We start from the raw sequence: 16,010 nt of genomic DNA on the forward strand, positions 1-16,010 counted from the left end.
AATATCGGTATGCCTATAAAAATCAAGACCGCCCTTTCGAGTGGTCCTGAAATCGTAGTTGTAAAGCGTAAAACTTTCCTTAATTTGCAGATGTGCAATAGTTGGCTTGTTTTGAAGCCCACCAAAGTGGAGAAGATGTTTTATCTCCGTCTCTCAGTTGTGCTACACCTGCATTATATTTTTTCTCGTTTATTAGTTTTTCGCTTTGAGGATATACTGTCCTTTGGATATAATTTTTAGCATTGTGAATATCATCATCTGCCGGATATGTCCCCGCACCACTATCTCTGAATTCAGGGATTTCCAGTGCCGGCAAATTCAATCGTCTTTTATCATTCCATATTTGCAACGACAAGTCCGGATAAAATGCTATATATTTCTGGGTAATTATTTTTTCCAGATTCGTATCTCCTGCCCCTTGCGATTTGTTATATTTAGCCGAAGTACCCCAACTATTCCTACTTTCGGAAGTCAGATATGTAGTCGCATTATCGTCCGACAACCCCCATGTTTTAAATGACTCCCTTACCCCGGCTTCATACCACTCAAGAGCTGTTTTCCCAGTATTTACAGAAAAACGTTCTGTTGCTTCGGCAGCGAGGAAACAAGCTTCCACATATAACATAATATCGGTTTTCTTCGTATCGTTTGGTATTACATAGGTTACACTCATCGCTGAAACTTTTGATCTCATATCTCCTACCTCAACCCTGATTCCCGCTTTCAGACCTTTCCATAAATTATCAGTTGGACTAGGGTCAAAATATCGGCTACCCCTTGGATCTACTTTGGCCGGAGCTGTAGTTGCTGTACCGGAATAATCCATTCCTCCTATATTTGTCAGTGTTTTTTCCATCGATACCATCATCACTTGCCTATCACTCCATCCTACCTGATACATGTAATATGGATATTGATTCCCCCAACCCGCAGAACTACCGATTTTGGCATCGTCTCCCTGTTGCATTATCCCACCATCGGCATTAATAGCCGCTAATGCTTGTGTTTTGCACAAATCAGGAGCAATTTCAGACAGTTTAATAGCCATCCTCAATCTAAGCGTGTTGGCAAAGCGTTTCCACTTAAGTATATCTCCTTTATAAACAGGGTCTTCCCTAACCAAAGTAGGTTTTGAATCATCAAATCCTTTGACTGCATCATCTAATTCCGTGAATAAAACCGGATATAATTCATCAAGTTTCATATAATCCGGATTTGGATCATCAGGATCTAAAGAGAAAGGAGCTGGCCCAAAATAGTCAGTAAACATAGTCTGAATATAGACTCTCCATATACGTGCGATAGCCTTTGTATTCTCCCTGCCTTCATAAAGGTCAGCATCCCTGATTACTGTGTTAAGCACAGCAAGCTGGTTGTTGAAATGGTTTTTCCAATAAAGGGATTGCCAATCATCGTTAGGCGTCCAAACACGGGCGGTACTGTTTCCTCCAACATACTGGACAAAGACATCTATACCTAAAGCTTTAACGCGTTGGTGTGCGTCTGCGCCTTCGTAAGTAGCACCTTTTCTAATCTGGCTTCCTACCAACGCTCTCGAAAAGTCATATTGCTCGTCTGTACGGTCATTAGGATTCTCATTCAAGGCATCAAAACCCGTGGTACATCCTGAACCGAGTAAAATCAGGCTTAATATGAAAGATTGTAATATTATTTTTGTTTTCATGAATTCCGGCTTTAAAATGTAACATTTATATTAAATCCTAAACTACGCATAGTCGGCATTGCTCCATACTCAAAACCTTGAGCATTACCTGTAGAGAAACCAGCTTCAGGGTCAAAGCCATCTGTTTTGCTGTATATCATCCAAAGGTTCCTTCCAACAAAACTTATTTTCGCACTTTGGATAAAGGTCTTAGATAATAATTTACGTGGAAGCTTATAGCCAACGCTTAGTTCTCTCAATCTGACATTTGTGGCGTCATATATCCATGCTTCGCTTATACCGCTCAATACACCATAATATTTTTCGGCGGTTGTAGTTATATTATTAGGAGTACCATCTGCCAATACACCCGGGACAGTCATGGACTCACGTCCTGCTTCTGTCATTTTTAGAGTCCCAGCTGCTGCTCCGGATCTTATCGAGCCCATATATACATTACCTCCGTATCTCATATCTATCTGGAATGAGAAATCAAAGTCCCTATATCGCAGACTATTGGTTATCCCTGCCATCCATTTAGGATTTCCATTACCTAACTTCTTTTCGTCACTATCAATAATAGGTAAGCCGTCAGCACCTATCAATATTTGTCCGTTTTCATGCCTCATGTAGCCTTTGCCATAAAAATCGCCGTAAGAACCACCTTCTTCAGCCACTATTTTCAGCAATCCATTATAGGAAGGGTCACTCAAAACCTGCTGAGTAATACCCTCTGCCAATTCTACTATTTTATTACTGTTTTTGGAAAAATTCAGGCTGACATCCCATGTCAAGTCTTTAGACTGTACAGGCGTGCCGGTAAGTAATATTTCTATCCCCCTGTTTCTGACATTTCCGGCATTAACATACTTATATGAAAATCCGGTTGATGATGGAGTATTCATTTTCAAAATCTGATTTTTCGCTTCTTTATTATAATATGCGAAATCCAGACCTAAACGATTCTGAAAGGCCTTTAATTCCAGTCCAAGTTCATAAGAGTTGACCGTTTCATTCTTCAGATCATATAATGCTTTAGTGTCACTCTTGGTCGGGTTAAGATTCGCCACGCCATTTTCCAAAGGAAGACGCACCGTATAATAGTCATAAAGCTGATAAGGAGATGCATCATTTCCTACCTGCGCATAGGATAGTCGCAATTTACCGTAATTAAGGAAGTCGGGTAAAGAATTACTCTTTTTGAGAGTCTCGGTAAATAGCCAACTTCCGCCAACCGAAGGATAAAAATAAGACCTGTTGTCAGGATTTAAGGTAGATGACCAATCGTTGCGGGCAGTAAGGTCTAAATATAACATATTATCCCAAGCTAAAGATGCAGTAGCATAAAGGGAATTAATTTGTTTACGAGAGAGAGACTCTGTAACATCTTTATTCAACCCGTTTACAATAGAGAAAAAATTCTCAATATAGAGGCCGTTTGCCTGTGTCCAAATATTTTCCGCCCGGGCATACATTATATTCCCTCCGGCTGTTGCAACCAAACCAAGTCTGTCAGAGAGCTGTTTATTGAGAGTTATTAAAAAATCAGCATTCGATTCATAACCATTATCATCACTAAGTATATAATCCCCTGATGACTCCCAATAAGGAGTGTAGGTAGCATGTCTCATGATATATTTAGCTGTGGAAAAATCCATTCCATACCGGCCTTGTATATTCAGCCAATCTGTAATATCATATTTCAAAGATGCAAACCCGATGAAACGGTTCTTTCGATCGTTATTGGTATTATTATACGCGGCCCAATACGGATTTCTAATCAATCCTCCGTATTGATCCGTCCATGAAATCGGTTTTCCTGTCATATCTGTCTTGGTACTGGAACTCACTGTCCCTTTCGGATAGCCATACGGATTGAGGACTTTACCTTCTCCTACATATCCCTTAGTCCCATATGAAAGATCAGAGAAATGTACGGAGCGCGGCATCATCAAATAATTATTAAAGACATTATCAGGGTCACCTCCCAATTTGATCCTATTATCAGTTTTTTGTGTTACATAGGTGATCTTGGAATCCATTGAAAGTTTGTCTGTGAGCTTAGATGTAGCCCGTAGGGTAAATGATGTCTTATTGAAAGAACTATTAGGAACAATACCTTTGTTAGACATATTCATTACCCCGAGACGCATCGTATTCTTATCCGAACTACTAGTCAGTTCCAAGCTGTTAGTCCATGTAGTACCCGTTTCTATAAAATCCTTGAGATTGTTATCGTAAGGAGAATATACTATATCACGTCCTACAAAATCTTTAAATGTTTGTCCTGTCATCTTTTCTCCCCAGCTACTAGTCGCATTAGCAACATATTTATTTCCAGAACCCTGCCCATAGACATTTTGGTATTCAGGTAATTCCATAGGAGAGTCAAACGTCAGATTTGAATTGACCGATATTCCAATACCCTTCTTCCCTGCTCCGGTTTTTGTCGTAATCATGATTACGCCATTTCCTGCACGGGATCCGTAAAGAGCTGCCGCCGCAGGGCCTTTCAGAACTGATATTGTTTCAATATCGTCAGGTGAAATGTCTGCCATACCCGAACCTTTATCAACAGCTCTATTCCCCCAATAATCGTCAGAGCCCCCAGTAGAACTATCAATCGGAACACCATCAACAACTACTAATGGCTGATTATTTCCTCCAATTGAGTTGTTACCACGAAGCACTATACGACTGGAACCCGCAGGACCTGTACCAGACTGTTTTACCTGCAATCCAGCTACTTTTCCCGACAATGAATTAGCAATATTTGCATCTCTGGTCTCTGTCAATTGATCACCTTTTACCTCAGACAAAGCATACCCCAAAGATTTTCGGTCACGTTTAATACCCAAGGCTGTAACGACTACTTCATCAAGTACCTTTGAGTCTTCGACAAGTGAGATTTTGATCGTTGTTTGTCCGCCAACCTCCACTTCTTTTGAGTGAAATCCCACATAGGTCACAGTTAATGTTCCATTAGGAGCAACAGACAGAGTAAAATCTCCATCAACGCCCGTCATTGTTCCGTTTGTAGTACCTTTTTCCGATACTGTAGCTCCGGCCAAAGGTTCTCCGGTAGCATCAGTAACCACACCTTTTACAGTAATCTTACTTCCTGTTTGTGAGTAAACAGCACTACTCAGCATCATGAAAAATGTAAGAAGATAAATGAAAGCATGGACATTCCGTCCAAAAGGATTGATCCTTTTCTTTTTAATTTTACACATCATAGTTCTTTTTATTTAAGGGTTCAGCACATTCACATACAAATGTATAAGAGAAAATAACACAAACGCAACACAAAGTGTTAATTAACAATTTAGATATTTTAAACCTTCCAAAACACCAATAAAATATTAAAACTCTAAAAATGTGATGTTTAACAAAACAAAAACTTGTAAATAAAATAGTTAATTTGTGAAAATGTGTTATTAAACATATTCAGATACTTATACGCAACGGAAAACTACTGCTCAAATCTTAATTAACATTTGATAAAAACCATCTATGTCCCAATAGACCCGATATATGAGAATCACACCCGGAACAACTCTATAGATAAAACGCACCGAAAACAATTACAAGAAAAAGCAAGATATAAAACAAAACTATAGAATCAGATGTATTATAGACACATCTTATAAAACACACCATCAAAAACCTCTTTAAACGCAATTTGCAATCTGCACTGAACAAAATGCTATGTTTTTGTCCCAGTGCGCATTTAATTACCAATATTGATAAAATATATGAGCCATTTTGTTCTTTTTTGATAAATAAAAAAAGTATCTTTGTGTCCTGTAAAACAAAGTATGTTAAAAAGAAAATTATGAGTTCAAATCTATACGATTTTTTACCCATATTGATGCAGATAGCTTTTTCTGTCGTATTTGTCTTTGCTACAGTATTTGCATCGAATATGCTAGGGCCCAAACGCAAAAATGCGCGAAAACAGGCAAATTTCGAATGCGGCCTTGATCCGATAGGCAACGCACGTTCACCTTTCCCTATTAAGTATTTTCTGGTTGCGATACTATTTGTTCTATTCGATATAGAAATCGTATTCATGTACCCTTGGGCTGTAAACTTCAAGGCTATCGGATGGGATGGTTTATTGAAAATGGGCGGATTCATCGCATTACTACTTATAGGTTATCTGTATATAGTGAAGCGTAAAGCTTTAGAGTGGGAAAAATAACTAAAAGAAGATATATAAAGTTATAATCCAGAACCATTATCCATGATCGTTGTTATCACAAGAGAGAGGGATAAATAAGGTTTTAAGATTCTAATATAAAAGAAATATGAGCAAGTCTTCTAATATAAATGTAGTACCAGCTCCTGATGGATACACAGGGCATGGATTCTTTGCTACAAAATTCGATTATGCCATTGGGCTGGCACGAGCCAATTCATTATGGCCTCTGCCTTTTGCCACTTCTTGTTGTGGTATTGAGTTTATGGCAACAATGGCATCAACCTACGACATGGGCCGGTTCGGAGCCGAACGGAATAGTTTTTCTCCACGTCAGGCCGATATGCTGTTAGTAATGGGAACCATATCTAAAAAGATGGCTCCTATCCTACGTCATGTGTATGAACAGATGGCCGAGCCCAAATGGGTTATCGCCGTAGGCGCTTGCGCATCATCAGGCGGTATATTCGACACATACTCGGTACTCCAAGGTATAGACAAAGTGATCCCGGTGGACGTGTACGTGCCCGGATGCCCGCCCCGCCCCGAACAAATACTGGATGGGGTAATGCAGTTACAAGAGCTCGTAAAACATGAATCTATCCATCGCAGGGGTTCGGACAGATACGATAAATTACTTGAATCATATAAATTTGAATAAATCGGCATAATGGCACTTGAAACTACAGTTATTGAAAGTAAGATAAGTGAAAAGTTCGGATCGGAGGTCCTGAACTTCAGAATGGAGCACGATATTTTTGTATTCGAAGCTACACCTGCTGTTATTAAGGACGTAATCCGTTTTATGAAAGAAGACAAAACGCTTCGCTTTAATTTCATGACTGACCTATGCGCTATACATTATCCCGACAATGATAAAGATTCCCGGTTTGCAGTAGTTTACCTGCTTCACAACTGGATAGACAATGTAAGGGTAAGAATAAAGACATACCTGAACGGAGACAAACCGGAAGTGGATACGATGGTAGAAATTTTCGCTGCCGCCAACTGGATGGAACGTGAAACATACGATTTTTACGGCATCATATTCAAAGGACATCCAAACCTGAAACGGATACTGAACGACGAAGGTATGGTTTCCTTTCCTATGCGCAAAGAATTTCCTCTGGAAGATTCGGGCCGTACAGATAAAGACGACCGTTTCTTCGGTAGAACACCGAACAACTATGAACCTAATAAATAAAGCAAAGTAAGGAAATGTCAGACCAACTAATAAATCCCGAACATCGCTTTGCGAAAATAGTAAGAGAACAAAAGTTCGATGACGGAAGAGAGTTGAATATATTAAACTTCGGCCCTACCCATCCTTCTACTCATGGTGTATTCCAGAATATACTGCTGATGGATGGCGAACGCATTCTGGATGCAGATACAACGATCGGATATATCCATCGTGCTTTTGAAAAGATTGCGGAACGCAGGACGTTCTATCAGATCACAACACTTACCGACCGGCTTAATTATTGTTCCTCCCCCATCAACAACATGGCATGGTGGATGACAGTAGAAAAAGCGTTGGGAGTGGAAGTTCCCAAGCGTGCGCAATATATGCGTGTCATAGTAATGGAACTGGCGCGTATCACAGACCATCTTATATGTAATTCTATATTAGGTGTCGATCTGGGCGCATATACTCCTTTCCTGTATGTAATGAAATACCGCGAGCTCGCGTATGAAATCTACGAAGAAATCTGTGGAGCCCGCCTAACTACTAATATGGGGCGTATCGGAGGTTTTGAGCGTGACTGGAGTGAGGCGGCATGGCGCAAACTGGATGAATTCCTTGAAGGCTTCCCTAAGGCATGGGGGCAACTGGAAGCGCTTTTCGTTCGCAATCGCATATTTATGGATCGTATCGTGGGGGTAGGCTCAATTTCGGCCGAAAAAGCAATGAATTACGGTTTCACTGGTCCTAATCTCCGTGCCACCGGCATCGATTATGATGTACGGGTGGCAAAGCCTTACAGTTCATACGAAGATTTCGATTTCACAGTTCCTGTCGGTGAGTCGGGAGACACTTACGACCGTTGGTGTGTACGCGCTGCTGAAATAAAAGAAAGTCTGAAAATAATCCGTCAGGCTCGTGACAATATGCCTGAAGGCCTGTATCATGCTGATGTACCGGATTATTATCTTCCGCCGAAAGAAGAAGTATATACCGAAATGGAAGCACTGATACAACACTTTAAGATTGTAATGGGTGAAGTTCCCGTTCCGGTTACCGAAGTGTACCACTCGGTAGAAGGGGCAAACGGCGAATTGGGAGTGTACATAGTCACAGACGGTTCACGTGTACCATACAGGGTTCATTTCCGCAGGCCATGTTTTATCTATTATCAGGCATTTCCTGAAATGATAAAAGGAGGGCTGTTTTCGGATGCGGTAGCTACACTTTCAAGTATTAATGTTATTGCCGGAGAATTAGATGCATAGCCTGAATATGCCAATATGAGAATGTGCCAATGTGCCAATTGAATATAATAATATAAAAAGAGCTAATAGCTAAAGGCTAACAGCTAACAGCTAAAAACAATGGAACAAGTAAGAGATTACAAACAAATAATAAATATGTCGGAAGAATTGATGGCACGCATCAATGAACTATTGAGCCATTATCCTGCCGACAAAAAGAAATCGGCGCTACTTCCCGTACTTCACGCTGTACAAGATGCTCACGACAACTGGTTGAGCCTCGAACTCATGGACAAAGTAGCCGAAATTTTAGAAATAACTCCTATCGAAGTGTATGAAGTTGTAACATTCTATACAATGTTCAATCAGAAACCGGTAGCAAAATATATGTTCGAATTCTGCCGTACCGCTTGTTGCGGATTACGGGGCGGAGAAGACCTGATGGACTATACCTGCCGGAAACTCGGGGTTAAACAGGGAGAAATTACCCCCGACGGTATGTTCAGTGTTGTGGGTGTAGAGTGTCTCGGCGCATGTGGCTACGGCCCGATGCTTCAATTGGGAGACAACTATCACGAAAACCTGACAAAGGAAAAGATAGACACCCTCATAGAAGATTGTAAAGACGGAAAAGTAAATCTATATTAATTGCGATGGCTAGAAAGATATTATTTGAGAAATTAGATATTCCCGGAATACAGGAATACGAGGTTTATCGCAAAAACGGCGGTTATGCATCTGTAGAGAAAGCATTGAAAACAATGACTCCCGACGAAGTTGTTGAACAAGTGAAGACTTCAGGCATGCGTGGTCGCGGAGGAGCCGGTTTCCCTATGGGTATGAAGTGGAGCTTTATCGACAAAAAGTCCGGAAAGCCGCGGCATCTGGTAGTAAACGCCGACGAATCGGAACCGGGTACATTCAAAGACCGTTTTCTGATGCACCACATTCCTCACTTACTTATCGAAGGTGCTATTGTTTCCAGCTACGCTCTGGAAGCGAATCTCTCCTATATCTATATCCGCGGAGAATACATGTGGATATTCAAGATCCTGGAAAAAGCTATAAAAGAAGCCTATGCCAACGGTTGGCTGGGTAAAAATATATTAGGTACGGGATATGACCTCGACCTCTATGTCCATTGCGGTGCAGGAGCCTACATCTGCGGAGAAGAAACCGCGTTGATAGAATCCCTCGAAGGTAAACGGGGAAATCCCCGTATCAAACCGCCGTTCCCTGCTGTAAGCGGACTTTGGAACGAACCTACTGTAGTAAACAACGTAGAATCTATCTCTACCGTTTCATGGATCATAAATAATGGCGGTGAAGAATATGCAAAAATCGGAGTCGGCAGATCGACCGGCACAAAACTAATGTCAGCTTCGGGACATATCAAAAATCCGGGAGTATACGAAATAGAATTGGGCATGTCCGTCGACGAGTTTTTCAATTCGGATGAATATTGTGGTGGTATGCTGGACGACCGTCCTCTCAAAGCTGTTATCCCGGGCGGATGTTCCGTACCGATTCTGCCTCCTCAATACATATTCAAAACAGCAAACGGAGAAGACCGTCTCTTATCATACGAATCTCTTTCCGACGGTGGATTTGTAACAGGTTCGTCACTGGGCTCAGGAGGATTTATCGTTTATAACGATACTGCCTGTATCGTTCGCAATACTTGGAATTTCTCCCGTTTTTTTCACCACGAAAGCTGCGGACAATGTTCTCCTTGCCGCGAAGGAACAGGATGGATGGATAAAATACTTCACCGTATCGAAACCGGTTTTGGCCGCGAAGAAGATATAGACCTTCTGTGGAGCATACAAAGCAAAATAGAAGGGAACACAATATGCCCGCTGGGTGATGCCGCATCATGGCCTGTGGCTGCTGCGATACGTCACTTCCGCGAAGAATTCGAATATCATGTTCGTTTCCCTGAAAAGATTAAGGACAGGAACCATTTTGTGAATGAACCGATGGAAAAAGTTCGTCATTTATTGAAGCCGTTAGCCAGTAGCCTTTAGCTGTTAGCAAAACGGATTGTCATTATATATTTATATTATTCTAAAAATGCTAATAGCTATAAGCTAAAGGCTAACAGCTAAGAAAATGAAAGTTACAATAGATGGACATACTATAGAGGTCGAAGCAGGGACTACCGTTCTGCAAGCTGCACGCATGATTGGCGGAGCCAGCGTTCCTCCTACTATGTGTTATTATTCCAAACTAGAAGATTGCGGTGGTAAATGCCGCTGCTGCTTAGTGGAAATAAGCAAAGGCAGCGAGAGAGATCCCCGTCCTATGCCAAAACTTCAGCCATCGTGCGTTACTGCCGTACAGGATGGAATGGAAGTACTGAGCGCCGATTCGCGACGTGCATTGGAAGCCCGTCAGGCTGTTACCGAGTTTCTGTTAATCAACCATCCGCTCGACTGTCCTGTTTGTGACCAGGCCGGAGAATGTGATCTGCAAAATCTCGCATATGGCAACGGAAACTTCAAATCGCGCTACATAGAAGAAAAACGTACTTTCGAACCCGAAAATATCGGCCCGTATATACAATTGCACATGAACCGTTGTATTCTGTGCTACCGCTGTGTAAAACTAGCCGAGCAACTGACCCCCGAACGTGTTCATGGTGTAGTCGGACGTGGCGACCATGCAGAGATATCCACTTACATCGAGCGGGCAATTGATAACGACTTTTCGGGAAATGTAATCGACGTATGTCCTGTAGGGGCACTGACTGATAAAACATTCCGCTTCAAATCGCGTGTATGGTTCAACAAACCGTTCAATGCACATCGTCATTGCACCAAATGTTCGGGTAAAGTCACATTATGGATGTTTGGGGATACCGTTCAGCGTGTTACTGCACGCAAGGATGAATGGCATGAGGTAGAGGATTTCATCTGCAACGAATGCCGTTTCGAACATAAGAATGTAGAAGACTGGATTGTGGAAGGCCCTCGTAAGTTTGAGAAGCCATCTGTAATCAATGTCAATAACTATACCACTCATCTGAAAAAGGTAAAAATTGAAACCGAGGAGCTTGTACTCGAAGGCAGGGATGAAGACCGAAAGAAAATAAGTATGTCCGGTTCGCCTTATGATGAAAAGGAAAAAGAAGCTATAGAGAAAACAAAAGAAGAATGATATAAATGATGAGTTATAAGTTATGAATGATGAGTTTACATCATGATAGCTATTAACTGATGACTGATAACTGAATTTATGGAAGTTGCATTTATTTTAGAAAAATTAATCTTTATCGTCCTTGTATTTGCGGTAACAATGCTGTTTGCATTGTATTCCACGTATGCTGAACGAAAAGTCGCCGGATTCCTGCAAGACCGTTACGGGCCTAACCGGGCGGGTCCATTTGGGCTATTGCAACCTATTTGCGACGGAGCAAAACTTTTCTCGAAAGAAGAGTTTATGCCAAACACACCCAATAAGATACTTTTCGTTGTGGCTCCTGCCATTGCGATGTCCGTATCTTTGTTAGGTGTTGCTGTAATTCCCTGGGCTGAAAAGTTCGTCATACCGGGGTATGGTGAAGTAATGGGTTACATTGGAGATGTAAATGTAGCCGTACTCTACATTGTAGCTGTATTATCTACCAGTGTTTACGGTGTAGTAATCGGTGGTTGGGCGTCTAACAACAAATATTCGCTGATGGGAAGTATCCGTGCGGGTGCCCAGATGATTTCATATGAAATAGCAATGGGGCTATCCATCATTGCGCTGGTGATGATGACAGGTTCGCTCAGCCTTGTGGAAATAACCGGACAGCAAAGCGGATGGCACGGAATGCAATGGAATGTCATCTATCAGCCTCTGACCTTTATCATTTTCCTTGTATGTTCTTTCGCGGAATGTAACCGTACACCGTTCGACCTTGCCGAGTGTGAGTCGGAGTTGGTTAACGGCCACCATACCGAATACTCGTCGTTGGGTATGGGATTCTTCATGTTCTCCGAATATGCGAGTATGTTCTTCTCTTCTGCATTCATATCGGTGCTTTTCTTCGGAGGATACAACTATCCAGGTATAGACTGGGTAAACGAAAACTGGGGAGTAAATATAGCAAATGCAATCGGTGTTTTGTCTCTGTTGGCAAAAACAACATTCTTCATATTCTTCTATATGTGGGTGCGCTGGACAATACCGAGATTCAGATACGACCAGCTAATGAAACTGGGATGGAAAATGTTATTCCCGCTGGCTATCGTAAATATCTTCCTTGTAGGAATTGCTATTCTGATTTTTAAATAAAAAATAAGGATTTGAGATGTCATCAATAAAAGATATATCGTTATCAGGCAAAAAAGTGGAAGTTACCGATAAAAAAATGACTTTTATCGAGAGCATTTATTTACCTGCTATTGTGCAAGGGATGTGGATTACGATTAAACATTTCTTCAAAAAGAAAAACACAATCCAGTATCCCGAGCAGCAACGTGAGTTCAGTCCTGTATATCGCGGCCAGCATGTATTGATGCGTGACGATCAGGGACGCGAACGCTGTACGGCTTGTGGATTATGCGCCCTGGCTTGTCCGGCTGAAGCTATTACAATGGTAGCTGCGGAACGTAAGAAAGGCGAGGAACATCTTTACCGGGAAGAAAAATATGCCGCTACATATGAAATCAATATGCTGCGCTGCATATTCTGCGGACTATGTGAAGATGCTTGTCCTAAAGATGCGATCTATCTTACCAAATCCAAGCTTCTGGTAAAACCGAAACTGGAAAGAGAAGATTTTATCTATGGCAAGGATAAGCTGGTGATTTCAGTAGAAGATGGTAAAGCGCGGAAATACGATTAGCCTCCTAATCCCCCCGAGGGGGACTTAGAATGAAATAATGAAATGACTAGAAAATATAATAATATAACGCTCTCCATCGTGGTTTTACCACTCCTCCCTCCGGGGAGGTCGGGAGGGGCTTTAACTAATAATATATGATATCTGTAATTTTTTACATTCTGGCAGCCATTACACTCGGTACAGGTATTTTGACTGTAATATCAAAGAACCCTATCCACAGTGCGGTGTATATGATTATCTGTTTCTTTTCCATATCAGGACATTTTCTGTTGCTGAATGCTTTGTTTCTGGCAGTAATAAATATTGTGGTTTATGCTGGGGCAATTATGGTGTTGTTGCTTTTCACCCTCATGTTGATGAACCTCAGTGAACAACACGAGCCTAAAAAGAAAGTGATTAGCCGTGTAGCCGCCACCGTTTCTTCCTGCCTGATGGGTATTGTATTACTGGCAGCACTAATAAAATCGGCTCCTGTGGTAGAGACATACGAAGCCGAGGGGCTGGATTACCAGTCGGTAAATATTATCGGACAGGTACTACTCGATGAATACCTTGTTCCGTTCGAGTTTGCTTCTATACTGTTGATAACAGCCATGATCGGAGCCGTATTAATTTCTAAAAAAGAGAAAAAAGCTTAAGCTATGCTGAATAATATATTAGAACAAGTAGGAATCGACAATTACATCTACCTCTGCATACTTTTGTTTACGGTAGGTGCGATCGGATTGTTGTATCGTCGGAGTACGATAGTTATGCTGATGTCGGTAGAACTAATGCTTGCAGCTGCCAATATGTTGCTTGCAGTATTTTCGGTTTACCATCAGGATACGAGCGGACAGGTGTTTGTAATTTTCTCGCTGGCAGTAGCCGCCGCCGAGGTTGCCGTAGGGTTGGCTATTCTGGTAGCCATTTACAGGAATATAGGCACTATCGATATTGATGAATTAAAAAACTTAAAAGGATAAACACGGATGGACACACTATTAGTATTAATACTTCTGCTTAGCCCCTTTGTTGGTTTTTTAATCAATCTGCTCGTCGGCAAAAAAATTCTGGGACGGACAATGCCCGGAATTATCGCCACGTCGGCTGTACTTGTCAGTTTTGTTATATCGCTCGTATTTTTTCTCCGCGTACTTTCCTCCGGTGAAGTTGTACATGTAGACTTATTTAAATGGATTGCGCTCGGTGAGTTCACTACAAATCTGGCCTTCACACTTGACCAACTGTCCCTGTTGTGGCTGATGTTTGTTACAGGTATCGGCGCGCTGATCCATATCTATTCGATGGGATATATGCACGACGACAGGAATATAGACCGGTTTTTCGCTTATCTCAACCTCTTTATATTCTTTATGTCGGTACTGGTAGCAGGAAGCAACCTGCTGGTTATGTTCATCGGCTGGGAAGGTGTCGGACTGTGTTCTTATCTGCTGATCGGGTTCTGGTCGAGAAATCAAAAATACAATGACGCGGCAAAGAAAGCCTTTATAATGAACCGTATCGGCGACTTAGGCTTCCTTATCGGTATCTTTACACTCGCTTATCTGTTCAAGACCGTGGATTACGATACATTGAAAACCGCCGTATCTACAACATCCAATCCTGAAGTTTCCACATTACTTGGCGTTGCTACTTTAGCTCTATTTGTTGGAGCAACAGGTAAAAGTGCACAGATACCTCTATATACATGGTTGCCGGATGCGATGGCAGGACCTACCCCTGTTTCCGCACTGATACATGCTGCAACAATGGTAACAGCAGGTATCTTTATGGTGACACGTCTTAACTTCCTTTTCGATCTGACACCGGATATACAGACGCTGATAGCCGTTGTGGGAGCAGTGACAGCATTGTTTGCAGCTTCGATAGCTATTGCACAGACCGATATAAAGAAAGTGCTGGCATACTCCACTGTGTCGCAACTGGGACTTATGTTCCTCGCTTTGGGGCTGGGAGCATACCATGTGGCTGTATTCCATGTTATCACGCATGCTTTCTTCAAGGCCTGTCTCTTCCTTGGTTCGGGTTCGGTTATACACGCGATGGGCGGCGAACAGGACATGCGTAAGATGGGCGGACTAAGGAAAGCTATGCCTAAAACATATTATACATTCTTAGTATCTACACTATCCATTTCGGGAATACCCCTCTTTGCAGGTTTCTTCTCAAAAGATGAAATAATGCTGACAGCTTTCGAGCATAACAAAATACTCTGGATACTCGGCGCTCTGGCATCACTGCTGACAGCCTTCTATATGTTCAGGGTACTGTACCTGACATTCTTCGGAAAATTCAGAGGGACGGAAGAACAGAAGCATCATTTGCACGAGTCACCGAATACAATGACAATGCCGTTAATCATATTAGGCTTCTTAGCTGTATTCGGCGGGGTTATCAGCCTTCCTTCTTTCCTTGGTGTTCATAGCTGGTTAAACGGATTTCTTGCTCCGATACTGCCAAGCGCAACAGCAGAACATCCACCTCTGGACATGCAGCTGACAACAGTGATTATCTCATCTCTGATTGCATTTATAGGTCTTGGACTGGCTTACTTCAAATATATTAAGAAATCGGAAGTACCTGCCGGGGATAATAAAATTACAGGATTTGGAAAAGTGCTTTACAATAAATATTATATCGATGAAATATACAATGCATTATTCGTAAAACCACTTTATGCTCTGGCCGGTTTCTTCGATAAATATATGGAACAATGGCTCAAAGGCTTCTTTAAAGGAGGAGGAGAACTAGTCGAAGCTGTTTCCCCGTACTTCAAGAAGTTGCAGAACGGAAGCCTCGGATTTTACCTGTTCTTCTTTGTGTTAGGTTTCAGTGCACTAATAATCTGTTTATTCCTTGTATAAAAATTTTTAAAG

At 41.7% G+C, this 16,010-nt stretch carries 14 protein-coding genes; 12 read left to right on the forward strand and 2 right to left on the reverse strand.

Features of this window, described 5'->3' with window-relative positions:
- Nucleotides 1-79: 79 nt before the first annotated feature.
- Complete coding sequence (locus ACYQ3L_RS09440; protein ID WP_291108015.1) at nucleotides 80-1,684, reverse strand: SusD/RagB family nutrient-binding outer membrane lipoprotein; 1,605 nt, start codon at nucleotides 1,682-1,684, stop codon at nucleotides 80-82.
- A gap of 11 nt (nucleotides 1,685-1,695) precedes the next feature.
- Nucleotides 1,696-4,899, reverse strand: a complete 3,204-nt coding sequence (locus ACYQ3L_RS09445; protein ID WP_379995901.1) for a SusC/RagA family TonB-linked outer membrane protein — start codon at nucleotides 4,897-4,899, stop codon at nucleotides 1,696-1,698.
- Nucleotides 4,900-5,498: 599 nt separating this feature from the next.
- Here ACYQ3L_RS09445 and ACYQ3L_RS09450 point away from each other — a divergent pair.
- The 12 genes from ACYQ3L_RS09450 (at nucleotide 5,499) to nuoL (ending at nucleotide 15,998) form a co-directional block, all read left to right on the forward strand.
- Complete coding sequence (locus ACYQ3L_RS09450; RefSeq protein ID WP_379995899.1) at nucleotides 5,499-5,867, forward strand: NADH-quinone oxidoreductase subunit A; 369 nt, start codon at nucleotides 5,499-5,501, stop codon at nucleotides 5,865-5,867.
- Nucleotides 5,868-5,973: 106 nt separating this feature from the next.
- On the forward strand, nucleotides 5,974-6,525 hold the full coding sequence (locus tag ACYQ3L_RS09455; protein ID WP_379995897.1) for an NADH-quinone oxidoreductase subunit B: 552 nt from the start codon (nucleotides 5,974-5,976) through the stop codon (nucleotides 6,523-6,525).
- Between the two features lie 9 nt (nucleotides 6,526-6,534).
- Nucleotides 6,535-7,068: an NADH-quinone oxidoreductase subunit C gene (locus ACYQ3L_RS09460; RefSeq protein WP_379995895.1), complete on the forward strand. Its 534-nt coding sequence runs from the start codon at nucleotides 6,535-6,537 to the stop codon at nucleotides 7,066-7,068.
- 14 nt (nucleotides 7,069-7,082) lie between these two features.
- A complete protein-coding gene (nuoD, locus tag ACYQ3L_RS09465) occupies nucleotides 7,083-8,318 on the forward strand; it encodes an NADH dehydrogenase (quinone) subunit D (RefSeq protein WP_379995893.1) in 1,236 nt (411 codons plus the stop codon).
- Between the two features lie 99 nt (nucleotides 8,319-8,417).
- Entirely contained in the window at nucleotides 8,418-8,945 is a 528-nt protein-coding gene (locus ACYQ3L_RS09470) for an NADH-quinone oxidoreductase subunit NuoE family protein (RefSeq protein WP_379995891.1), read from the forward strand.
- 5 nt (nucleotides 8,946-8,950) lie between these two features.
- On the forward strand, nucleotides 8,951-10,324 hold the full coding sequence (gene nuoF / locus ACYQ3L_RS09475; protein WP_291107995.1) for an NADH-quinone oxidoreductase subunit NuoF: 1,374 nt from the start codon (nucleotides 8,951-8,953) through the stop codon (nucleotides 10,322-10,324).
- An 85-nt stretch (nucleotides 10,325-10,409) separates the two neighbouring features.
- A complete protein-coding gene (locus ACYQ3L_RS09480) occupies nucleotides 10,410-11,456 on the forward strand; it encodes an NADH-quinone oxidoreductase subunit G (RefSeq protein ID WP_379995889.1) in 1,047 nt (348 codons plus the stop codon).
- A 78-nt stretch (nucleotides 11,457-11,534) separates the two neighbouring features.
- Nucleotides 11,535-12,578 (forward strand): NADH-quinone oxidoreductase subunit NuoH, encoded by a 1,044-nt coding sequence (nuoH, locus tag ACYQ3L_RS09485; protein ID WP_379995887.1) that lies wholly within the window; start codon nucleotides 11,535-11,537, stop codon nucleotides 12,576-12,578.
- Nucleotides 12,579-12,594: 16 nt separating this feature from the next.
- On the forward strand, nucleotides 12,595-13,131 hold the full coding sequence (locus ACYQ3L_RS09490; protein WP_379995885.1) for a NuoI/complex I 23 kDa subunit family protein: 537 nt from the start codon (nucleotides 12,595-12,597) through the stop codon (nucleotides 13,129-13,131).
- 134 nt (nucleotides 13,132-13,265) lie between these two features.
- Nucleotides 13,266-13,769, forward strand: a complete 504-nt coding sequence (locus ACYQ3L_RS09495) for an NADH-quinone oxidoreductase subunit J family protein (RefSeq protein ID WP_379995883.1) — start codon at nucleotides 13,266-13,268, stop codon at nucleotides 13,767-13,769.
- A 3-nt stretch (nucleotides 13,770-13,772) separates the two neighbouring features.
- The gene (gene nuoK / locus ACYQ3L_RS09500; protein WP_006798591.1) at nucleotides 13,773-14,096 is read left to right on the forward strand and encodes an NADH-quinone oxidoreductase subunit NuoK; all 324 of its coding nucleotides are present in this window, start codon (nucleotides 13,773-13,775) and stop codon (nucleotides 14,094-14,096) included.
- 6 nt (nucleotides 14,097-14,102) lie between these two features.
- Nucleotides 14,103-15,998, forward strand: coding sequence for an NADH-quinone oxidoreductase subunit L (nuoL, locus tag ACYQ3L_RS09505; RefSeq protein ID WP_379995881.1), 1,896 nt, complete (start codon nucleotides 14,103-14,105; stop codon nucleotides 15,996-15,998).
- Nucleotides 15,999-16,010: the final 12 nt, after the last annotated feature.

It is taken from the genome of Dysgonomonas termitidis (genome assembly GCF_054657735.1).